The sequence below is a fragment of the Microbacterium sp. NPDC057658 genome (genome assembly GCF_042799975.1).
Classification (GTDB): domain Bacteria; phylum Actinomycetota; class Actinomycetes; order Actinomycetales; family Microbacteriaceae; genus Microbacterium.
Map to the genome: position 1 here is coordinate 1,588,903 of NZ_JBHVHT010000001.1, position 19,704 is coordinate 1,608,606.

24 protein-coding genes are annotated in these 19,704 nt (G+C 70.5%); 11 read left to right on the plus strand and 13 right to left on the minus strand.

The features are described from left to right. Together ACFU8V_RS07525 and ACFU8V_RS07530 are read left to right on the plus strand one after the other, a co-directional pair. Positions 1–792: an IclR family transcriptional regulator gene (locus ACFU8V_RS07525; protein ID WP_374460860.1), complete on the plus strand. Its 792-nt coding sequence runs from the start codon at positions 1–3 to the stop codon at positions 790–792. 233 nt (positions 793–1,025) lie between these two features. Further along, positions 1,026–1,547 carry a DUF6264 family protein gene (locus ACFU8V_RS07530; protein WP_315104974.1) on the plus strand — a complete coding sequence of 174 codons (522 nt, stop codon included), beginning with the start codon at positions 1,026–1,028 and terminating at the stop codon, positions 1,545–1,547. A gap of 64 nt (positions 1,548–1,611) precedes the next feature. On the opposite strand, the gene fbaA is transcribed toward ACFU8V_RS07530, so the two are convergent. Beyond that, positions 1,612–2,640 carry a class II fructose-bisphosphate aldolase gene (fbaA, locus tag ACFU8V_RS07535; protein ID WP_025103954.1) on the minus strand — a complete coding sequence of 343 codons (1,029 nt, stop codon included), beginning with the start codon at positions 2,638–2,640 and terminating at the stop codon, positions 1,612–1,614. Between the two features lie 186 nt (positions 2,641–2,826). Between fbaA and glpX the strand changes: the two genes are divergently transcribed. Then, complete coding sequence (glpX, locus tag ACFU8V_RS07540; RefSeq protein ID WP_025103955.1) at positions 2,827–3,813, plus strand: class II fructose-bisphosphatase; 987 nt, start codon at positions 2,827–2,829, stop codon at positions 3,811–3,813. A gap of 171 nt (positions 3,814–3,984) precedes the next feature. Beyond that, positions 3,985–4,272: a hypothetical protein gene (locus tag ACFU8V_RS07545; protein WP_025103956.1), complete on the plus strand. Its 288-nt coding sequence runs from the start codon at positions 3,985–3,987 to the stop codon at positions 4,270–4,272. Positions 4,273–4,308: 36 nt separating this feature from the next. Here the strand turns inward: ACFU8V_RS07545 and rmuC are convergent, their stop codons facing one another. Beyond that, a complete protein-coding gene (rmuC, locus tag ACFU8V_RS07550) occupies positions 4,309–5,577 on the minus strand; it encodes a DNA recombination protein RmuC (protein ID WP_378870170.1) in 1,269 nt (422 codons plus the stop codon). A 50-nt stretch (positions 5,578–5,627) separates the two neighbouring features. Next, positions 5,628–6,221 carry an exonuclease domain-containing protein gene (locus ACFU8V_RS07555; protein WP_025103958.1) on the minus strand — a complete coding sequence of 198 codons (594 nt, stop codon included), beginning with the start codon at positions 6,219–6,221 and terminating at the stop codon, positions 5,628–5,630. 59 nt (positions 6,222–6,280) lie between these two features. Between ACFU8V_RS07555 and ACFU8V_RS07560 the strand changes: the two genes are divergently transcribed. The 3 genes from ACFU8V_RS07560 (at position 6,281) to ACFU8V_RS07570 (ending at position 8,691) form a co-directional block, all read left to right on the plus strand. After that, entirely contained in the window at positions 6,281–7,021 is a 741-nt protein-coding gene (locus ACFU8V_RS07560; protein WP_378870174.1) for a class I SAM-dependent methyltransferase, read from the plus strand. Positions 7,022–7,135: 114 nt separating this feature from the next. Next, the gene (ychF, locus tag ACFU8V_RS07565; protein WP_062766410.1) at positions 7,136–8,209 is read left to right on the plus strand and encodes a redox-regulated ATPase YchF; all 1,074 of its coding nucleotides are present in this window, start codon (positions 7,136–7,138) and stop codon (positions 8,207–8,209) included. 14 nt (positions 8,210–8,223) lie between these two features. After that, complete coding sequence (locus tag ACFU8V_RS07570; RefSeq protein WP_378870178.1) at positions 8,224–8,691, plus strand: DUF4279 domain-containing protein; 468 nt, start codon at positions 8,224–8,226, stop codon at positions 8,689–8,691. 12 nt (positions 8,692–8,703) lie between these two features. Here the strand turns inward: ACFU8V_RS07570 and ACFU8V_RS07575 are convergent, their stop codons facing one another. Then, positions 8,704–9,591 carry a hypothetical protein gene (locus tag ACFU8V_RS07575; protein ID WP_378870181.1) on the minus strand — a complete coding sequence of 296 codons (888 nt, stop codon included), beginning with the start codon at positions 9,589–9,591 and terminating at the stop codon, positions 8,704–8,706. A gap of 147 nt (positions 9,592–9,738) precedes the next feature. Between ACFU8V_RS07575 and ACFU8V_RS07580 the strand changes: the two genes are divergently transcribed. After that, a complete protein-coding gene (locus tag ACFU8V_RS07580; RefSeq protein ID WP_378870184.1) occupies positions 9,739–10,080 on the plus strand; it encodes a hypothetical protein in 342 nt (113 codons plus the stop codon). A gap of 11 nt (positions 10,081–10,091) precedes the next feature. Here ACFU8V_RS07580 and ACFU8V_RS07585 read toward each other — a convergent pair whose 3' ends face one another. The 6 genes from ACFU8V_RS07585 to ACFU8V_RS07610 form a co-directional block, all read right to left on the minus strand. Next, positions 10,092–10,376, minus strand: coding sequence for a hypothetical protein (locus tag ACFU8V_RS07585; protein ID WP_378870187.1), 285 nt, complete (start codon positions 10,374–10,376; stop codon positions 10,092–10,094). Beyond that, positions 10,373–10,867, minus strand: a complete 495-nt coding sequence (locus ACFU8V_RS07590) for a BLUF domain-containing protein (protein WP_378870190.1) — start codon at positions 10,865–10,867, stop codon at positions 10,373–10,375. Before ACFU8V_RS07590 ends, ACFU8V_RS07585 begins: the two co-directional genes overlap by 4 nt. After that, positions 10,864–11,121, minus strand: coding sequence for a hypothetical protein (locus ACFU8V_RS07595; protein ID WP_025102908.1), 258 nt, complete (start codon positions 11,119–11,121; stop codon positions 10,864–10,866). The genes ACFU8V_RS07590 and ACFU8V_RS07595 overlap by 4 nt, the downstream gene beginning before the upstream one ends. Before the next feature lie 84 nt (positions 11,122–11,205). Further along, a complete protein-coding gene (locus ACFU8V_RS07600) occupies positions 11,206–13,566 on the minus strand; it encodes a glycoside hydrolase family 65 protein (protein WP_378870193.1) in 2,361 nt (786 codons plus the stop codon). Between the two features lie 145 nt (positions 13,567–13,711). Beyond that, complete coding sequence (locus ACFU8V_RS07605; protein ID WP_378870196.1) at positions 13,712–14,764, minus strand: SDR family oxidoreductase; 1,053 nt, start codon at positions 14,762–14,764, stop codon at positions 13,712–13,714. Position 14,765: 1 nt separating this feature from the next. Further along, positions 14,766–15,647, minus strand: a complete 882-nt coding sequence (locus ACFU8V_RS07610; protein ID WP_378870199.1) for a manganese catalase family protein — start codon at positions 15,645–15,647, stop codon at positions 14,766–14,768. A gap of 196 nt (positions 15,648–15,843) precedes the next feature. Between ACFU8V_RS07610 and ACFU8V_RS07615 the strand changes: the two genes are divergently transcribed. From ACFU8V_RS07615 to ACFU8V_RS07625, 3 genes are all read left to right on the plus strand, one after another. Then, positions 15,844–17,103, plus strand: a complete 1,260-nt coding sequence (locus ACFU8V_RS07615) for a M20/M25/M40 family metallo-hydrolase (RefSeq protein ID WP_378870202.1) — start codon at positions 15,844–15,846, stop codon at positions 17,101–17,103. Next, on the plus strand, positions 17,100–17,231 hold the full coding sequence (locus ACFU8V_RS07620; RefSeq protein ID WP_378870205.1) for a hypothetical protein: 132 nt from the start codon (positions 17,100–17,102) through the stop codon (positions 17,229–17,231). The genes ACFU8V_RS07615 and ACFU8V_RS07620 overlap by 4 nt, the downstream gene beginning before the upstream one ends. Before the next feature lie 144 nt (positions 17,232–17,375). Next, on the plus strand, positions 17,376–17,945 hold the full coding sequence (locus ACFU8V_RS07625; protein ID WP_303708295.1) for an alpha/beta fold hydrolase: 570 nt from the start codon (positions 17,376–17,378) through the stop codon (positions 17,943–17,945). A gap of 15 nt (positions 17,946–17,960) precedes the next feature. Here ACFU8V_RS07625 and ACFU8V_RS07630 read toward each other — a convergent pair whose 3' ends face one another. The 3 genes from ACFU8V_RS07630 to ACFU8V_RS07640 form a co-directional block, all read right to left on the minus strand. Then, entirely contained in the window at positions 17,961–18,623 is a 663-nt protein-coding gene (locus tag ACFU8V_RS07630; RefSeq protein ID WP_025102914.1) for a hypothetical protein, read from the minus strand. Positions 18,624–18,744: 121 nt separating this feature from the next. After that, positions 18,745–19,044, minus strand: a complete 300-nt coding sequence (locus tag ACFU8V_RS07635) for a Fe-S cluster assembly protein HesB (protein ID WP_085606619.1) — start codon at positions 19,042–19,044, stop codon at positions 18,745–18,747. Between the two features lie 108 nt (positions 19,045–19,152). Further along, on the minus strand, positions 19,153–19,608 hold the full coding sequence (locus ACFU8V_RS07640) for a GNAT family N-acetyltransferase (RefSeq protein ID WP_025102916.1): 456 nt from the start codon (positions 19,606–19,608) through the stop codon (positions 19,153–19,155). Positions 19,609–19,704: the final 96 nt, after the last annotated feature.

Genomic DNA, 19,704 nt, shown 5'->3' on the forward strand with positions numbered 1-19,704 from the left:
GTGAACGCCGCGGAGGCGGAGCCGACCCTCATCGGGTCCGTGCAACGCGCACTCCGCCTGGTCGACATCGTCGCGAACTCGCCGCGCCCGCTGCCGGCGAAGATGCTCTCGTCGATCACGGGCTTGACGCCGGGTACCACCTACAACCTCGTGCGCACGCTCGTGCACGAGGGGTACCTGAGTGCGGAGCCCGACGGCCTCGTGCTGGGGGACCGGTTCCCGTCCTTCCAGCAGCAGATCGGCTCCCGAGGCGTGTTCCTCGCCCGCGTGCGCGCCGCCTTGCGCGCAGTGACCGAGGACGTCGGCGCCACGGCCTACCTGTCGCGGTACGCGGATGGGGAGATCCACCTCGTCGACATCGTGGACGCCGTGCGGAACCCTCGGATCGAGCTGTGGGTCGGGCTGCACGCCAGCGCGCACGCGACCGCCCTCGGGAAGCAGATCCTCGCCGCCCTCTCGGAAGAGGACCGGCTGGACTACCTCGCCCGTCATCGGCTCGAGGAGCTCACGCCGCGGACGATCAGCGACCGGACAGCGCTCCTCACCCAGCTCGAGCAGACCCCGGGGTGGGCGATCGATCGCGAGGAGTACGCGATCGGCGCGACCTGCGTCGCGGTCCCGGTCATCGCCCCGGGCGTGACGGCATCGCTGGCCGTCTCCCTCCCGGCCGACCAGGCGGTGGTCAACCGGCGGCTCGTCTCGAACCTGCAACGCGCCGCCCGTCGGCTGTCGGTGCAGCTCGGGGCCGATGCGCTCGACACCGACGGGCCGGACGCCGAGTTCACCATCTGAATTCGTGACCCTGGTGCCCGCCACGTCGCTTATCTATGATCGAAGGCGTAGTGGCTGACAACGCCCTACTGATCGCCCATGGCGTCCCCAGCGCCGGCGACCGAACGGGATGAGGAGCGTCCCCAGCGCTCTCCGTCCGCGGCCCCGAGAAGTCCCCACTTCTCCGGGGCCGCTATCGGTTGGGCCCCCTTTTCCTGATCGGGCGGCTGAGCGCCGGCCGATACCATGGCGGCATGACCGACCAGCGCCCCCGCTACGGGGAACTCGCCACGCCCGAGGAGCAGCGGAGGGCCGCGGGGCTGCCGCCCGTGGCTGAGGTCGTCGCCCCGTCGGCTCCCGTCGCGGACCCCGCGCCCGCGGCTCCTGCTCCGGCGCGCCCCTCCTCGGTGGACCGCTTCGCGACGATCGCTCTGCTCGCCTACGGCCTCGTGAACGTCGTCGTCACCGGCCTGTCCTACCTCGACATCGTCCCGGTGATGAATCAGACCATGGGGATGTTGGGCATCGAGGGGGAGTTCACCAACTACGCCGCAGGCCGCACGTGGGGCACGATCGCGGCCGTCGTGCTGGCGGTCGGCTGGTGCGTCACGGCGGCCCTGTCGATCCGTCGCCTGCGTCGTGGCCGCCTCACCTGGTGGCTCCCGCTCGTCGGAGCCGTCATCACGCTGGGCATCGCCTCGTTCTGCCTCGTCGTGCCGATGATGGGCGACCCGGCCTTCATCGCCTACCTCGACCAGGCGACCGGGGTGCGTTGACCCCGAGCACGCAGACGAAAGGGGCCCGGCATGATGCCGGGCCCCTTTCGTCTGCCTGGTGGTGTCAGCTCTTCGACTGGCCGTACGATCCCAGCTGGCGGGTGGACTCGACCACGCGGGCGGCCATGGCCGACTCGGCGATCTTGCCCCAGGCGCGCGGGTCGTACTGCTTCTTGTTGCCGACCTCGCCGTCGACCTTCAGCACGCCGTCGTAGTTCTTGAACATGTAGTCGGCGATCGCGCGGGTGTACGCGTACTGCGTGTCCGTGTCGATGTTCATCTTGATGACGCCGTTGGCGACCGCGAGGGCGATCTCCTCATCGGTCGAGCCGGAGCCGCCGTGGAAGACGAGGTCGAGCGGCTTCTCGCCGGTGTTGTACTTCGCGGCGACCTCGGCCTGGATCTCGCCGAGCAGCTCCGGGCGCAGCTTCACGCCACCCGGCTTGTACACGCCGTGGACGTTGCCGAAGGTGAGCGCGGCGATGTAGCGGCCCTGCTCGCCGAGGCCCAGCGCCTGCACGGCCTGGTCCACGTCGGCGAACGTCGTGTAGAGCGCCTCGTTCGAACCCTCGTGCTGCACGCCGTCCTCCTCGCCGCCGACGACGCCGATCTCGACCTCGAGGATGGCGTTGATGGCCTTCATGCGGGGGAGCAGCTCCTTGGCGATCTCGATGTTCTCCGCGAGCGGCACGGCCGAGCCGTCCCACATGTGGGACTGGAAGATCGGGTTGCGGCCGGCCTTGACCTCTTCCTCCGAGGCGGCGATGAGCGGCTCGACGAAGCCCGCGAGAGCGTCCTTCGGGCAGTGGTCCGTGTGCAGGGCGACGGTGACCGGGTAGTTCTTGGCGACCTCGGTGGCGTAGCGGGCGAAGGCGAGGGCGCCGGTCGCGCGGGCCTTGACCGTGTGGCCGGCGAAGTAGTCGGCGCCACCGGTGGTGACCTGGATGATGCCGTCGGAGCCGGCCTCGGTCAGGCCCTGGAGGACGGCATTGATCGTCTGCGAGCTGGAGACGTTGAACGCGGGGTACGCGAAGCCGCCTGCCTTCGCGCGGTCGAGCATGTCGGCGTACTGATCCGGGGTGGCGACGGGCATGAGAACTCCTGCGGTAGGTGAAGCCGGGACAGCTGCCACTCTATCGGGGCGGGTGTCCGGCTCCGGCAGGAGGAGTCGCGCGTCGGTGGGCGCCGTCCTTCGGTGGTGTTAAGAACCGCGATTTCTTCCTCGCGTCCGGGCGGAAAACGAGCCGATCGATCCCCTGCTCGCGGATAGGCTGGGATCATGGTGAGTCTGACTGCCGACCTGAGCCCGCTGCGTCCCGACCGTAACCTCGCGATGGAGTTGGTGCGCGCGACCGAGGCGGCGGCGATCCGTGCCGTCCCCTTCATCGGTCGCGGTGCGAAGGAGGCTGCCGACGGCGCCGCCGTCGACGCCATGCGGGCGTTCCTCGGGACGGTCGACTTCCAGGGCCGCGTGGTGATCGGCGAGGGCGAGAAGGACAACGCCCCGATGCTGTTCAACGGCGAGGTCGTCGGCACAGGGCGCGGCCCGCTGTGCGACATCGCGGTCGACCCGATCGACGGCACGTCGCTGACCGCGGCCGGCCGGCAGAACGCGCTCTCCGTGATCGCCGTATCCGACCGCGACACGATGCTCGACGCCTCCAGCGTCTTCTACATGGACAAGCTCGTGACCGGGCCCGCCGGTGTCGGCGTCGTCGACATCCGCCTGCCCATCGGCGAGAACATCCGCAAGCTCGCCGGCGCGCTGGACAAGCCGGTCGACGAGATCGTCGTCTCGGTGCTCAACCGCCCGCGGCACGAGCAGCTCATCCAGGAGATCCGCGACGCCGGTGCCGGTACGCGTCTCATGAGCGACGGCGACGTCGCCGGTGGCATCAACGCCGCCCGCCACGATGCCCGCACCGATATGTGCGTCGGCATCGGCGGCAGCCCCGAGGGCATCGTCACCGCGTGTGCGATCAAGGCCCTCGGCGGCCACATCCAGGGACGGCTCTGGCCGCGCGATGACGACGAGCGCCAGCGCGGTATCGACGCGGGGCTCGACATGGACAAGGTCTACGAGGCGGACGACCTCGTGCAGGGGAACAACACGATCTTCGTCGCGACCGGCGTCACAGACGGCCAGCTCGTGGCCGGGGTCCGGCGGGAGCGCGGTTACGTGTACACCGAGAGCGTGGTGCTGCGCGGAGCCTCCGGAACGCTGCGCCGCATCGCGTCGGAGCACCTCGTCTCGAAGTGGCTGTGACGGCTCTCCCGCCGGCATGATCGCGGGGGGGACTCTCGCCATCGTTACCGACCCGGTATCGCCTCCTGCACGGGTCGGGCCCGGTTCGGCGAGCCGCCGTGTCACAATTGTCACTGGGTTTGTCGCCGTCGACGGAGCCGCCAGGCACCGCAGGCACAGGAGGGCGAACGCATGACAACGCAGCACACGACCGGCTCGAAGAGCGCCGCGCCGACGAAGATCATCACCACGAATACCGGACGCATCCTCCGGGTGAGTGCCGATGCCGAAGCGGCCGCCGTGGCCCCGCCAGCACCCGTCGCTCAGCCGGCCGTCGATCCGGCTCGCCGCGCCGACGTGCTGTTCCGCGTCCGTCGCGCCGAGGGGCACGAGGTCAGCGCCTGGTGGATGATCGGTGCCTTCCTCGCGACGAGCGGCCTCGTCATCCTGCTGCTCAGCGGCGTGCCCGGCGTCGCCTGACGCTCCCGCGGTCGGAGGATCCGGTCGCTCCCGTCGTCACTGCTCCCGGTCGTGGAGCGCGGCGGCGTGGTCGAGACGAGCGCGCACCTCGCCGACGTCGGCCTGCATCGCATCGGCGGCCTCTTCGGCCTCGGTCGGGGCCAGGAGCTCCGGAGCGGTGAAGCGCCGCCCGTCCGCGGTGATCGGCGACGCCGGTGCCAGGGCCTCCGCATCGACGCCGGGGAACTGCCGGGCGGTCACGAGCACCCGGGACTCCAGGGATCCTGCGAAGCGGTTGTAGCTGTCGACCGTGCGCTCGATCGCCCGGCGCAGGTCGTCGGCGTGACCCGCGAGCGTGCCGAGGCGCTCGTAGAGCTGCGTGCCGAGCGCCAGCAGCGTCCGGGCCTCGGTGGACACCTCCTGCTGGGTCCACGTGTAGGCGACGGTCTTGAGGACCGCCCAGAGGTTGACCGGAGAGGCGAGGGCCACGCGACGGCTGAATGCGTAGTCGAGCAGCGTCGGGTCCTCGTCGATGGCGGCCGCCAGCAGCGACTCGCTCGGAAGGAAGCAGATGACGAACTCGGGGCTCGCGTCGAGGCCCGACCAGTAGGCCTTCTTGGCGAGGGCGTCGACGTGGGCGCGGACGGCGCGGACGTGCTTTTGCATGTGGGCGCGTCGCTGGGGTTCGTGGGCGTCGCCGAGGGGGAGCGCCGAGGCCTCGAGGTAGGCGTCGAGGGGAACCTTCGCGTCGACCGCGATCGACGTGCCCCCCGGGAGACGGACGACCATGTCGGGGCGCCCCTGGCCGCGGTCGGAGGTGATCGTCGCCTGGAGGTCGAAGTCGACGTGTCTGGTCAGCCCCGCCGCCTCGACGACGCGCCGCAGCTGGGTCTCGCCCCAGACGCCGCGCGTGGACGTGGAGCGCAGCGCACCCGCCAGTGACTCGGTCGTCGCGCGGAGTGCCTCATCCGACTCCTGGGCACGCCGGAGCTGCTCGGCGAGCGTGCCGAACTGTGCCTGCCGCTCGCTCTCGATCGCGGCGACCTTGGACTGCATCTGCTGGAGACTCTCGCGGACCGGCGCCAGAGCCTGTAGCACGGCGTTCTGCTGCTGGACGCGCTGAGCCTCCGCCCGCTGCTCGGAGCGGGCGTGCTCGACCGCGTCCCGATAGAGGTCGTACTGGCGATCGCGGTCGTCTCGTGCGGCCGCGAGCTCCGCCTGCGTGCGTGCGATGTCGGCGGCGCTGCGACCGGCTCGCAGGAACCACCCGAGAGCGACGCCCGCGGCGAGGGCCACGAGCAGGAGAACGATCGACAGGGCATCCATGGCTCCATGATGCCGGGGGCGTCCGACATTGCCGGGAGGACGCGAGGTGGTCAGGCGACGGCGCGCTCCAGTGCCGGCACGGCGGGCTCGGTCACGCGGAGGCCGAGGACATCGGCGAGCGCGAAGACATCCGCGGCTCCGGCCCGCGCGGCCGCGTCCACGATGATCTGGGCGCAGGCGAGGGCATCCGCCAGCGCGTCGTGATGCGAGAACTCCGCGTATCCGGCCGCCGCGGCGGCGAGAGGCAGACGGTAGGAGTCGAGCTGGTAGGTCTTCCGCGCCACCTGGAGGCTGCACAGCGACCGGTACGGCGGACAGATCTGACCGGTGACCTCGGTCGCCCGTCGCAGGACGTTCAGGTCGAAGCCGGCGTTGTGGGCCACGAGCACGTCGGCACCCGCGAAGCCGCACAGACGGTCGAACTGATCGACCCACGTCGCCGCCGACAGCACGTGCTCGGGGCGGATGCCGTGGATGCGGACGTTCCACTCCTGGAACTCGTCATGGCCGGGCGGGGGCTGGATCAGCCAGTTCGCGGTGGCGACGACCTCCCCGTCCCGCACCCGCACGAGTCCCACGGAACACGCGGAGGCCGGGCTGGAGTTCGCGGTCTCGAAGTCGATCGCAGTGAAGTCCAGTGGCACGTCCTCACTCTCTCCCGGGCCTCCGACGTCGCTGTGCAGGCTCGCCGTATGCTGGCCACATGGCGGACGAACTCGCGAGATCCTTCGGCGCGGCGGCCGGAAGCTACGAGGCCGGACGGCCCGAGTACCCCTTCGAGGCCGTCGCCTGGATGCTGGAGCCGATGGCGGACGGTGCTCGGCGGGTCGCCGATGTCGGCGCCGGTACCGGCAAGCTCACGCGGGCGCTCGTCGCGGCTGCCGACGCCGAGGTGGTGGCGATCGATCCGGACCCCGCGATGCTCGCGGCCCTTCGCGACGCCGTCCCCGGGGTGCCCACGTTCGTCGGGACCGCCGAGGGGCTGCCGCTTCCGGACGCGAGCGTGGACGCCGTCGTCCTGGGTCAGGCGTGGCACTGGGTCGAGCCGGTCGCCGCCTCGGCGGAGATCGGTCGTGCGATGCGCCCGGGCGGTGTGCTCGGGCTCGTCTGGAACCTCCGCGACGAGCGCGTGGACTGGGTGCGCCGGCTCACCGACATCATGCACGGCAGCAACGCCGAGATCATGCTCGCTGCGGGCGACCCCGTGGTGGCGGAGCCCTTCGGCGCCCTGGCGCAGGAGCGCTGGGAGTGGTCGCGCCCCATGACGCGGGAGCTCCTGCACCGCATGGCCGCCTCCCGCAGCGCCGTGATCACCGCCGACGATGCCGAGAAGGCACGGATCCGCCGCGAGATGGACGCCCTGTTCGACGAGCTCGGTCTGCACGGGGACGGTGTGATCGAGGTGCCCTACGTGACGAGGGCCTTCCGCGCGGTCCGCGACTGAACAGGCGTCCGCGCCGCATCAGGCACTTTTCCCACCCTGCCGCCTGACTCCGCGTGGGCGCCTGCCCTCGCGAGGGTGAGGTGGGGGAGAGCGGCGCAGGTAGACTCATACCCCGTGGCTCTCACTATCGGAATCGTCGGCCTGCCCAACGTCGGCAAGTCCACCCTCTTCAACGCTCTCACCAAGAACGACGTGCTCGCGGCGAACTATCCGTTCGCGACGATCGAGCCGAACGTCGGCGTGGTGAACCTTCCCGACCCGCGGCTCCAGAAGCTCGCGGAGATCTTCGGGAGCGAGCGCATCCTGCCCGCCGCCGTGTCGTTCGTCGACATCGCCGGCATCGTGCGCGGGGCGAGCGAGGGGGAGGGGCTGGGCAACCAGTTCCTCGCGAACATCCGCGAGGCCGACGCGATCGCCCAGGTGGTGCGCGGGTTCTCCGACGACGACGTGGTGCACGTGGACGGTGCCGTGAACCCGGCGTCAGACATGGAGACCATCAACGCCGAGCTCATGCTCGCCGACCTGCAGACCGTCGAGAAGGCGATCACGCGGTACGAGAAGGAGGTGCGGGGCAAGAAGATCGACCCGTCGGTCCTCGAAGCCGCGAAGGCCGCCAAGGACGCCCTGGAGCGCGGGATCCTGCTCTCCACGAGCGGCCTCGACCTCGAACCGATCCGCGAACTCGGGCTCCTGACCGTCAAGCCCGTCATCTTCGTCTTCAACGTCGACGAGTCCGTGCTGACCGACGACGCCCGCAAGGCGGAGCTCGCCGCCCTCGTCGCGCCGGCGCAGGCGATCTTCCTCGACGCGAAGATCGAGTCCGAGCTCAAGGACCTCGACCCCGAGGACGCCGCCGAGCTCCTCGCCTCGACGGGACAGGACGAGTCGGGCCTCGACCAGCTCGCCCGCATCGGCTTCGACACGCTCGGTCTGCAGACCTACCTCACCGCCGGCCCCAAGGAGGCTCGCGCCTGGACCATCCCCAAGGGATCGAAGGCCCCGCAGGCCGCCGGCGTCATCCACACCGACTTCGAGAAGGGCTTCATCAAGGCCGAGATCGTGTCGTTCGACGACCTCGTGGAGACCGGTTCCGTGCAGGAAGCCCGTGCGAAGGGCAAGGCGCGCCTGGAGGGCAAGGACTACGTCATGCAGGACGGCGACGTCGTGGAGTTCCGCTTCAACAACTAGGTATTCGGAGAGCGATGATCGATCACGACAGAGCAACGCTGGCGATTTACAGCGAGTCGCGCACTGTCGCGGAGATCACCGCCTCGCTCCAGCTCGAACCCACCGAAGCTGCGAACATCGGCGAACAGACCCGGTCCGGCCGAGCAGGACGAGCGTACAAGCCCGAGTATCTGACCTATCAGCGGACGACGTGGCTTCTTGACGTGACCGCACGTTCAACGGGCGACGACGAAGGTGTCAATGCTCTGCGACGGCTTGTTGGTCTCACACTGCCTGCCGCTGCCGCACTCGAATCGCTGAGGGTCGACTGCGAGACCGTGATCTGGTGGTCAGGTGATTCGACCAACACCCAAGGCACGTTCGTCTTGCCTTCGAGCCTGATCACGGACCTCGCCGCCATCGGATGTGAAGTTCGTGGGACCGTCTTCCTCGATGATCATGATGCAGGACGTGACGGAGTGGAGTTCCGCTTCGACGACTGATCGCGTCTCGGTTCACCGGCCGTAGGGCCAGTAGCGGAACGTCGACTGCTCGCCCCTCTTCTTCGGGGGCAGCCGGTGACCGTACTCGCCGACCACTTCATCGAACAGTGGGCCTTCGGTGACGATCTCGAACCGGAAACCGCTCCGGCGCTCTGGGCCCGCGCCGATGTGCTTCCATGAACCCGGTTCGATTCTCAAGAGGGCGCGGGTCACGCCGCGATGCGCGGCGACTGCGAACTCGATTCCGCGCCCTTCCACCTCGCGCTCGGTGAACTTGAACCACTTCGACGCGGAGTGGCCGATCTCTGAAAGGTGTTTGAGGCGTTCGGCTCGTGTCAGCCATGCGTTCTTGTATCCGTAACCCGTCAGTTCGGATCCATCGACGGCGACTTCCGCGCTGTCGACCCAGCCGCCGAGGGAGACGATCAGGAGTGGTTCGTCCGTGGTGAGTAGTGGCGCGGCCTTCTCCTCGTAGAGATCCTCCAAGCGGATGGTGCCGTGCCCGCTCGAGGCCTCGCGCCGGGCGTTCGAGAGCTGTTGCGCGTGCCCTTCGGGAAGCCTCGACGCGCCGGAGTGCTTCGGCAGAACAGGCATCGAGCGCAGGAGGTCGATGCATGCCGCTTCGACCGCTGTGTACTCCTTCTGGGAGCTCATCCCATGACGGACGATCCAGATCTCGGGTTCGTGGCCGGCCTCACGTATCGCTCGGATTCTCCTGATCTTCTCGCTTGTCGCGTCAGGATCCAGGTCCGCGGCGAGCATCGCGTCCGTCCCATGAGCGCTGTAGCGCTCTCCACGCCCTTTCCCGACGTAGAACGGAACGCCGGACTCCGGATCGACGAGCATGTAGACGTAGAGGCCCAGTTCGTCCGCGACTTGGCGGCGTATCTGTGCGTTCATCTGAGTGCTTTCGGGCGTGGGTGCTCCTTCAGGCCTGGGGTGCCGGGCGCCATGCTATCGCCCAGCGCACAGGGCTCGTGAAGCTCGCCGAACCCGCGGCCGGAGCGAGGTCTGGATCTCACTCGGTCCGCCTGGGAGAGTGGTGGGGTGCAGCAGGCAGAGACGAGTCGACCGCGCCTCCTGGGGAGAGCCCTGCCGGCGGTCGTCGTCGTGCTCGTGACGTGGCTGCTCCTCTGGCTGGCTCAGGGAGTGCCGACGGTGTGCGCCCTCGCGTTCCCCTGCCCCACGCCGGACGTCCGTGTCGCCCCGGCCCTCCTCTTCGGCGGGCTGCTGCTCGTGCCGACGGCCGTCCTGCTTCTCACGTCCGGATCGCGCCACGGGCGGAGCGGGGTCCGCGCCGTGGCGTGGGTGCTCCTGGTCGGCCTGGCCGTCGTGGGCCTCGGCGCGGTGCTCTTCTCGGGCGGCTTCAGCATCGGTCTCGGTCGCTGACATGCGACGGCTCAGCGCCGCACACCCGCGTCCGGCCCATGCCGATCCTCGAACGCGCGGAGCGCGCGCCTCGCGCGGCGGGTCTCGACGATACCGACGATGATCCCGGCGGCGAACACGACGATGCTGAGAACGCGCCACAACCCGGCGGGCGCATCCAGTAGGAACGCGACCGTCCAGCCGACCGTCATCACCGAGGAGAACACGATCGCGTAGACGCCCCAGTTCCGCCGCCGTTCCAGCGCCATGCGCTGCTGGATGAGCGACGGCTCCGGTCCGCCCGCGGGCCCGCTCATACCCGGAGGGAGGAACCCTCGTCGCTCGCGGCCGGAATCGGGACCGCAGCGCCGGAGCGGGTGCGGAACCACAGGGTGAGCTCGAACAGGGCGCGCTCCATCGTGGAGGCGTCCGCGCCGTCGACGAGGTCGTCGAAGGAGTCGCGGAAGCCCGTGGGGGCGGCGGTGCTCCCCGTGCGGAACGACCGATAGCCCATCGACCAATCGGAGAAGAGCCGGGCGGTGATCGGCGTCTCCAGCAGGATGCGCATCGCGCGGTGACGCGGATCGTCGGCGATAGCGTCGACGAGTCGGCGCACGGCCTCGACCGGTCCTTCGAGGACCTGGAGGAAGCGTCCCTGGCGGAAGAGGAGGAGGCCCGTGATGTCGCGGGCCGCGTTCGACCGGCGGCACTGCTCGAGCAGCTGCTCCAGAGCGGTCTCCCGGAACGGCTGCGCCGCCGTGCTGGTGTAGACGAGGCGGAGCAGCCCGTCGGTCCTGGCCGCCGTCACCCCTGCACCAGCTCCGGAGCGCCGAGGGCGGCGTCGCCCTCCGAGGGGCCGGCGTGGGCGACGACCTCCGTGGTCGCGTCGCTCAACGTGGCGTGCAGACCGAGCGGCTGCGCGGACGCGGAGAACGCGGCGAAGCGGCCGTCGGGCTGACGGTCGACGTAGCCGAGGAAGTCTCCGCCGCGGCTTCCGACATGGAAGCCGTCCTCGACGCACGCCCAGAGGACATCCGATGCGGGGTGGGGGGAATCAGGCACGGCTCCACACTACGGCGGGCGGCCGACATCGCCGCGGGCCTTGCGCTGACCCGCCTCGATATGGCACACGCACCGCATGCCGCCTCAGTCGCCGGCGCGCGGCCGTCCCGGTTCCCGCCAGCGCGGCGGCACCGGGGCCGGAGTGAGCGGCTCGACGCGGTCCGGCGTCGGCAGTTTCGACGGAACGCCGGCGTGCAGGACGAGCTCCTCGCCCGCGTGCCGGATCGTCACCGGTTCGCCAGCGCTCAGCCGGTAGGTCGTCTCCGCCGGCGTGATGTCGACGTGCAGGATGCAGCCGTGCAGCCGCACCCCGAACGCGAGACGGGTCACCCCGTCGGGGAGCTGCGGCCGGAAGGACAGGCCGTCGTCTCCCTCCCGCATGCCGCCGTAGCCGGCCGTGACTCCCGTCCAGATGCCGGCGAGGGCCGCGATGTGCAGTCCCTCGTCCGTGTTGCCGTGGAGATCGTCCAGGTCGAGGGCCGCGAGCTCCGCGAGGTACGCCGATGCGAGCTCGAGATGACCCACCTCGGCGGCGATCACGGCCTGCGCGGCCGCGGAGAGCGAGGAGTCACGCACGGTGAGGGCGTCGTAGTAGGCGAACGCCCTGGCCTTCTCCTCCCACGTGAACTCCTCGTGCGCGGTGTAGAGCGCCAGCACGAGGTCGGCCTGCTTCAGCACCTGCTTGCGATAGAGGTCGAAGTAGGGGAAGTGACTGTGCAGCGGATAGTCGTCGGGGCCGGTGGCGTCGAAATCCCACCGGGCGTGCGCGGTGAACCCCGCCGACTGCGGGTGCACCTTCCGCTCCTCGTCGTAGAGCACGGTCATGCCGTCGGCGGCGGCCTCCCACGCGGAGATCTCGTCGTCGTCCACGCCGAGGCGGGCGGCGACGTCCGGATGACGTCGGACGGCTGCCGCGGCTCCGCGGAGGTTCCGGCGGGCGGAGAGGTTGGTGTAGACGTTGTCGTCGACCACGGCGGTGTACTCGTCGGGCCCGGTGACCCCGTCGATGTGGAAGCCGCCGTCGTCGTCCCGGCGCCCGAGGGACAACCAGAGGCGCGCGGTCTCGACGAGGATCTCCGTGCCCGCCTCCCGCTCGAAGTCCTGGTCGCCCGTCGTACGGACGTAGTGCATCACGGCGCCCGCGACGGCGGCGTTGATGTGGAAGGCCGCCGTGCTCGCGGGCCAGTACCCGGAGCTCTCGCGTCCGTCGATCGTGCGCCAGGCGAAGGACGCCCCGCGCAGGCCGAGCGTGCGCGCCCGCTCCCTGGCGTGATCCAGCGTCGCATGACGCCAGCGCAGTGCCTGGAGCGCGGCATCGGGAGCGGTCGAGGTGAGCACGGGGAGCACGAACGCTTCGAAGTCCCAGAACGTGTGGCCCTCGTAGCCCGAGCCGGTGAGACCCTTGCCCGGCACGGATCGAGCCTCGGCTCTCGCCGATGCCTGGAACACCTGGAACAGCGCGAAGCGCACGGCCTGCTGCAGCCGGGCATCGCCGTCGATACGGACGTCGCCGCACTCCCAGTACCGATCGAGGACGGCACGCTGTCCCGCCACGAGCGCGTCCCACCCCAGGCGAGCCGCTTCCTCCACGGCCTCCTCCGCGCGGTCACGCAGCGTCTGCGGTGCGAGGGACGCCGACCACTCGTGTCCGACGAGCTTGACGACCTCGAGCTCCTCGCCGGGGGCGAGGTCGACGCGGATGCGCGTGCGCGCCAGATCGTCGTCCACCTCGGTCGTCACGTCCGGCGTCCCCTCTCCGGAGATCTGCACGAGATGGTCCGCGCTCACCGCCACACGCAGACCGCTGCGGCGGGTGCGGTGCAACAGCGTGCTCCGCGCGCCGCGCTCCGATGCCGCGACGGCCTCCAGCGGACGGGCGAGGAGCTCCTGCACCCGCGGATCGTCATGGGTCACGGGAAGGGGCTCGTTCGCGAGCACCTCGGACAGCACGGTGACCGTGAGCGGAGCGTCGAGCGCCTGCACGCGGTAGCGCACGGCCGCCAGCGACCGGTGTCCCAGGGAGACCAGACGGGTCGAATTGATGTGCACCCGACGTCCCTCCGCTGACTCCCAGTCGACCTCCCGGTGGAGGGTGCCTTCGCGCAGGTCGAGGCGGCGGGTGTGCGCATGGACGGTCCCGTGCTCGACGTCGAACGGCTCGTCGCCGACCAGCAGGCGGATGAGCTGCCCGTTCGGCACGTTGATCACCGTCTGCCCCGTCTCGGGGTAGCCGTATCCGTCCTCCGCATACGGCATCGGATGCTCTTCGAACACGCCGTTGAGGTAACTGCCCGCCACACCCCGCGGATCGCCCTCGTCGAGATTGCCCCGCCAGCCGATGTGGCCGTTGGACAGACCGAAGACGGACTCCTCCTGCGCGAGATGGGCCGTGTCGACGCTCTCGATGCCGACGGCCCACGGCTCGACCGTGAAGCGCGCCGTCATCGGCGCGCTCCGGCCCCGAGACGCCTGTCCGCGGAGGAGCTGAGGATGCCGAGGAGCATGGAGTTCCCTTCTGCCGGAGACCGTGTGCCTCGACGGTATCCGCGCCGATGCACCGGCACGAGGGAGTTGCGCCGCGTCGACCCGGTCAGGTAGGCGGTCGGCGACGCGAGCGGCGCCAGGGCGAGAGCACCGCGCCGAGGAGGGCGACGACCGCTGCGGTCCGCCACCCCGGGTGCACCCGTGCCCAGGTGCTGACGCTGCCGCGTCCGCGGTGCGGCAGCCCGCCGCGCTGGTCGGTGTCGCGGAGCGGAGCGACGAGGTTCCCGAACTGCGCCGGAGCGGCGTCGGCCGTGCGCATCATCCGCGGACCGAACCGGCCGAGGGCGGCATCGAGCACGCCCGGCGTGACGCGCTGGACCCCGGTGAGCAGGAGAGCGCCGCCACCGACGTGGATGGTGCGTGCGGGGTGCACGGCGGCATGGAGGATCGCTCGTGCCACGGACCGCGGACGGTAATGCGGATGCGGCCCGCTCGGCCGAAACGCCATCCGGCTGCGGGCATGACGGTAGATCGGTGTGTCGATGACGGCGGGTCGGACCACCGTGATCGCGACCGGCGCGCGCTCGGCACGCAGTTCACGGCGCAGCGCGTCGATCGCTCCTTCCAGCGCGTGCTTGGAGGCGGCATACGCGCCGTGCCACGGCATCGCCACCACGGCCTCGGCCGAGCTCACGACGATGATCGTCCCTCCCGAGCGCCGGAGCGCCGGCAGCGCCGCCTGGACGCCGTTGAGCTGTCCCACGACGTTGATGTCGAGGACGCGACGGAACTCCTCGGGCGAGGTGTCGGCGACCGGGGCATAGAGGAGCACACCCGCGTTGCCGACCCAGGTGTCGATCCGGCCGAACGCGTGCGTGATCTGGTCGACCGCGTCCTGCACCGCCCGGCGGTCGGAGACGTCGCACACGATCCCGCGGACGTCCCCGCCTCCCGCGGCGATCTCCTCGACCGTCTCGGTCAGCGCCTGCTCACCGCGGGCGAGCAGGACGACGGATGCCCCCGCTCGCGCGAAGCCGAGGGCCGCCTCCCGGCCGATGCCGCGGGAGCCGCCGGTGACGACGACCACCTGGGCATCGAGGGGCGGCCGCCGTGCGCGTGTGCGCGGCGACCGCCCCTTCCGCGAGACCGATGGCGGCATCTCACTCCTTGTTGAGCGCGTCCTGCGCGGCGCCGGCCACCTTCTCCACGACGTTCGGCAGTTCGGTCGTGCCGTAGAAGCGCGCGTCGGGGTGGGTGGGCGGAGGCATCTCGGCGGTGGTCGTGGGGCCCTCGTGGTAGCTGAACTCGCCATGTCCGTCCGGCGTCGGTCCGGATGCCCATGTGCCTTCCGCGGCGGCAGGACCGTCGCTGAAGTTGAGGTACTGGTACGACACGTCGCGGTGCTCCTTGGACAGCGGGAAGTTGCTGGGCACGGGCAGCTTCTCGGCGCCCTCGGCCTTCAGCTCCTCCGCGGCGGCGAGCCACTGGTTCTGGTGCATGGTGTCGCGCGCCAGCAGGAAGCTCAGCAGATCGCGCACGCCGTGGTCGTCGGTCATGTGATAGAGCCGGGCGACCTGCACTCTGCCCTGCATCTCGGCGTTCGCATTGGCCATGAAGTCGGCGAGGAGGTTGCCGCTCGCGGTGATGTACGAGCCCTGCCACGGGTTGCCGTTGCTGTCCACCGGGCGGGCGCCGGCACCGGCGACGATGCCCTGCTGCACGTCCGTGCCGCCGACGATCGCGGCGACCGTCGGGTCGTCCTGCACGGCGTCCTCCGTGATGCCGAGCGGAGACTTCTCGAGGAGTTGCGCGATCATGACCGCGAGCATCTCGACGTGGCCCATCTCCTCGGCCCCGATGCCGAAGACGAGGTCGCGGTACTTGCCGGGGATGTGCATGTTCCACGCCTGGAACTGGTACTGCAGGGCGACGGTGATCTCGCCGTACTGCCCGCCGAGGACCTCCTGCAGCTTGCGGGCGTACACGGCGTCCGGGGCCTCGGGCGTCGCGGAGAATTGGAGCTCCTGTCGATGGAAGAACATATCGAGCCTTTCTCTTCTGGGGATGGGCTGGCCATGCAACGCCCGGTCGGCCCATCCACTCAGGGCCTTTCCAAACCCGGAGTCGCCTGGGACAATCACACTCGGCACGTGAGGTGTCGCCTCGCGTGGTAGCCGGTCGGCATCGGCGCCGTCAACCCCCCGCTCTCCTCGGCGTCCCCCCGGGCATGCTGTGGGCATGGGGGATCGGACGGCAGCCGCGGACGACGCGATCGGCGCGTTCCTCGAAGCCCATCGGGACGAGATGGTCGACCGACTCTCCGCCTGGGTCGAGATCCCCTCCGTGTCGGCGGACCCCGAGCGCCGCATCGACGGCGTGCGGTCGGCCCATTGGATCGCCGCCGAGTTGCGGGACGCGGGCTTTACGACGACGCTGCTCCCCGCGGGCGATGCGGTGACCGTGTTCGCCGAGCGGGACGGCGCGCCGGGGGCGCCCACCGTGCTCGTCTACACCCACCACGATGTCCGGCACGCGAAGCCGGAGGAGTGGAGCGAGACGGCGCCGTTCGTGCCGGTGCTCCGAGAGGGGCGCCTCTACGGGCGCGGGGCATCGGACGCGAAGGGTCAGGCGCTCGCGCACGTCTGGGCCCAGCGCGCGCTCGCCGCCGTGGACGGCCCCGATGCGGGGGTGCACCTCAAGCTGCTCGTCGACGGTGAGGAGGAGATCGGCTCCCCGCACCTCAAGAACCTCCTGGAGGCTGACCCCGATCGGTTCGCGTGCGACCTCGTCGTGTTCTCGGACACCCTGCAGTGGGGGGCCGACTCCCCGGCTCCGGTGACCTCGATGCGCGGGACGCTGACCGCGACGCTCACGGTGCAGGGGCCCGACCGGGACGTGCACAGCGGCGCCGCCTCCGGCGTGACCGTGAATCCGGCCCTCGTCCTGTCCCGGGTGCTCGCGCAGCTGCACGACGAGGACGGAGGCATCGCGATCCCCGGCTTCCATGACGGCGTGGCCCCGCTCACCGACGAGCGGGCCGCGGAGCTCGATGCGCTGCCGTTCGATCCCGACGACTGGACGCGGCGCACCGAGACGAGGGTCATCGTGGGGGAGAAGAGGTTCACCCCGAAGGAGCGCCTGTGGGTGCGCCCGGCCATCGAGGTGATCTCGCTGCTCGCCGGAGACCCCGAGGGCATCGAGCGTTCCGTCATCCCCCGGGAGGCCATGGCGTCGCTGAGCATCCGGACCGTGACCGGCCAGCGCAATCACGACGTCGCCGACCTGCTCCGCGCCTTCGTCGCCGATGTCATGCCTTCGGAGGCGACGTATCGCTTGGAGGTCGACGAGGACATCGCGCAGGAACCGTACGCCTCCCCGCCCGGGCCGATGCGCGACGCCCTGGAGCGCGCCCTCGCCCGCGGCTACGGCCACGCGGTGCAGGGGCGGATGGGGGAGGTCCGGCGGAGCTGCTGTCCCGGGAACTCGCCGCCCCGGTGATCTTCCTCGGAACGGCTCTGCCCGAAGACCACTGGCATGCGAGCGACGAGAGCATCGATCTGCGCATGCTCGTCCGCGGCGCCGCGACGCTCGCGCATCTGTGGCGCGAGCTCGCCGCCGCCTCATGACTCCGCCGGGGGATGCGAGGAGGAGGCTCGTCCCCCGGCGGGCTACGCTGGACGCAGGCGCCACCGCCCGGTGCCCGGTCGCAGGAGCCCGGCGCGGACGACGCCTGCGAACCTGACACCGACGGCTTGAGGAGAACGACGCCGATGACCGACACCCAGATCTTCGAGCCCGAGGGCCGCGCCATCCCCTTCGTCGACGAGGGTGACGGGCCGGTCAAGCTCGTGCTCATCCAGGAGCGCGGCCTGGCCGCCGACGTGCTCGGAGTGGTCGGTCACTACCTCGCCGAGGAGGCCGGATTCCACGTGGTGCGGATCGGCCATCGCGCGGATGACGCGGACATATCGATCGACGACCGCGTCGCGGACGCGCTCGCCGTCATCGACCACCTCGGCCTCGGCGACACGTGGATCGGCGGACACGGCTTCGGCGGCACGATCGCGCGGTCGTTCGCGCTGGCTCATCCGGAGCGCGTGAACGGTCTCGCACTCCTCGGCGTGGAAGACGTGGAGACGCCCCTCGCCCCGGTGATCCCGGTGCTGCTGATCCAGGGGACGGCCGACGAGGTCACCCCGCCCGCGAACGCCGAGAGCCTGCGCGCCACGGCTCCGGAGCGCGCCAGCATCAAGGTCGTCGAGGGCGGGGATCACCTCTTCCCGATGACGCACCCTATCGAGACGGCCGTCGTGCTCGAGGAGTACCTGGACTGGGACTGAGGGTGACGCCGCGGGTCAGAGGTCGCTGAAGTCGTTCGCGGGGACCATGATCTGCGTGACGGTGTCGCCGTCGAGCACGAACATCGTGTAGATGATCCCGGTGGAGCCCGGGCGGGTCAGGGACTCGGTGTCCGGCACCTCGCGGCCGCCGAGCCCGAGTTCGCTCGCCGTCTCCGGGTCCTCCGCATCCGTCAGCGCCCAGGCATCGGCGGCGCGGAGCTCGGCGCGGGTGCTGCCGACGCGGAATCCGTCCTCGGTGACGACGGGGAGGCCCGCCACCTCGGCCGCGGTGACGGAGACGCTCGCCGGGGCCTCGCCGGTGCTGTCGGCCAGGACGCGCAGGCCCTCCCAGTCGTACGCCTCCAGCGTGGAGGCCTCGCCGGGGAAGATCTCCACGCTCTCCGGCTCGGGAAGCTGGCCGGTGACCTCCTGGAGGAGCTCGAGAAGGGCGGCGGCGTCCGTGTAATCCGCGCTCCGGTCTTCCGCGCCGGTGACCGTCAGACCGTCCAGCGTCACCACGATCTGCGCGGACGTGGTCTCCGTCGGCGTCGGCGATGCGCTGGTGGTCTCCGAGGGACGAGGAGACGCGGACGGCTCGGCCGAGTTCGCGGGAGCACAGGCCGTCACCGCGAGCGCGGTGGCGGCAAGGGCGAGAAGAAGAGAAGCAGGTCGTCGCATGCTCCGATGCTAGAGCGTTTGCGGCCGGGGGCCCCGAAGGCGCGGACCTCGTTATCAGACCGTGCTCGGAGACGGACGGACGCCGCGGCCGGGGCGGCCGCGGCGTCCGAAGTCTGAGGTCTCAGGCGACCTGAGGGAGCACGGCGAAGGACACGGAGCCCTCGTCGTCCACGCCCGCGTCGAGGACCTTGTCGTCGAGCGCGGAGGCGGCGGCCTCGTCGAGGAACAGGCGCGTGCCCGACAGCTCGACGACCTGATCGGCGGGCTCCGGGTCGGCGGTCACGGCGACGGCGAGCCGGGCCGCGCCCGAATCGTCCTGCGCCTCGGCGGTGTGGATGCGCAGCCCGGCGGCCGGCGCGTCGTTCTGTCGACTCACAAGGGTCGACACGATGGCGGTGGCGTTGTCGGTGAGGGTGAGCACGAGCTCTCCTTTCCGGTTGGGGCATGACGCGGTCGCGACATGTCCCGGCTACGATTCCCCATCGCCCCGGATCCCCTCGACCCCCTTGCGCCGACGGGGGCGCTGCCCTTAACCTCGCAGCCGCTTGCGGAGGAAGACCTGGGCGGTGCCGTCGCCCTGCGGCACCCGTTCGCGCTCCTCGTATCCGCAGGACTCGTACAGCCGGATGTTCGCCTCGCTGAGGCTTCCGGTGAAGAGCTCGGACTCGCGGGCGTCGGAGGCCTGCTCGGCCGCCTCGAGGAGCTTCCGGCCGATGCCCTCGCCCTGCATGTCGGGGGCGATCGCGATCCGTCCGATCAGGAGCAGGTCGTCGTCCTCGACGAATCGGATGGCTCCGACCAGGCGGCCGTCGATCCGGGCACCCAGGCCGCGCTCCGAGGTGAGCTCGGCCTCCATCTCGGCGAGCGTCTGGGTCAACGGCGGCATGTCGACGCTCCCGTAGATCGCCGCCTCCGACACGAAGGCCGCCCGCTGGATCGTGAGCACCTCGCCGGCATCCGCCGCGGTCAGAGGGGCGATGACCACCTCGGGTCGATCCTCCTGTGCTGCTGTTCCCACTGTTCCGCCTCTCGTGATGGCCGTGTCGCCTCCCTCACGTTCGGGGGTGTGCCCGGTGGGTGT

What these genes read in the sequence shown, in the direction of transcription:
- ACFU8V_RS07530 (WP_315104974.1), top strand. Translation starts at nt 1,026, where the DNA reads ATGACCGACCAGCGCCCCCGCTACGGGGAACTCGCCACGCCCGAGGAG.
- fbaA (WP_025103954.1), bottom strand. Translation starts at nt 2,640, where the DNA reads ATGCCCGTCGCCACCCCGGATCAGTACGCCGACATGCTCGACCGCGCG.
- glpX (WP_025103955.1), top strand. Translation starts at nt 2,827, where the DNA reads ATGGTGAGTCTGACTGCCGACCTGAGCCCGCTGCGTCCCGACCGTAAC.
- ACFU8V_RS07545 (WP_025103956.1), top strand. Translation starts at nt 3,985, where the DNA reads ATGACAACGCAGCACACGACCGGCTCGAAGAGCGCCGCGCCGACGAAG.
- rmuC (WP_378870170.1), bottom strand. Translation starts at nt 5,577, where the DNA reads ATGGATGCCCTGTCGATCGTTCTCCTGCTCGTGGCCCTCGCCGCGGGC.
- ACFU8V_RS07560 (WP_378870174.1), top strand. Translation starts at nt 6,281, where the DNA reads ATGGCGGACGAACTCGCGAGATCCTTCGGCGCGGCGGCCGGAAGCTAC.
- ACFU8V_RS07570 (WP_378870178.1), top strand. Translation starts at nt 8,224, where the DNA reads ATGATCGATCACGACAGAGCAACGCTGGCGATTTACAGCGAGTCGCGC.
- ACFU8V_RS07575 (WP_378870181.1), bottom strand. Translation starts at nt 9,591, where the DNA reads ATGAACGCACAGATACGCCGCCAAGTCGCGGACGAACTGGGCCTCTAC.
- ACFU8V_RS07585 (WP_378870187.1), bottom strand. Translation starts at nt 10,376, where the DNA reads ATGAGCGGGCCCGCGGGCGGACCGGAGCCGTCGCTCATCCAGCAGCGC.
- ACFU8V_RS07600 (WP_378870193.1), bottom strand. Translation starts at nt 13,566, where the DNA reads ATGACGGCGCGCTTCACGGTCGAGCCGTGGGCCGTCGGCATCGAGAGC.
- ACFU8V_RS07605 (WP_378870196.1), bottom strand. Translation starts at nt 14,764, where the DNA reads ATGCCGCCATCGGTCTCGCGGAAGGGGCGGTCGCCGCGCACACGCGCA.
- ACFU8V_RS07610 (WP_378870199.1), bottom strand. Translation starts at nt 15,647, where the DNA reads ATGTTCTTCCATCGACAGGAGCTCCAATTCTCCGCGACGCCCGAGGCC.
- ACFU8V_RS07615 (WP_378870202.1), top strand. Translation starts at nt 15,844, where the DNA reads ATGGGGGATCGGACGGCAGCCGCGGACGACGCGATCGGCGCGTTCCTC.
- ACFU8V_RS07625 (WP_303708295.1), top strand. Translation starts at nt 17,376, where the DNA reads ATGACCGACACCCAGATCTTCGAGCCCGAGGGCCGCGCCATCCCCTTC.
- ACFU8V_RS07630 (WP_025102914.1), bottom strand. Translation starts at nt 18,623, where the DNA reads ATGCGACGACCTGCTTCTCTTCTTCTCGCCCTTGCCGCCACCGCGCTC.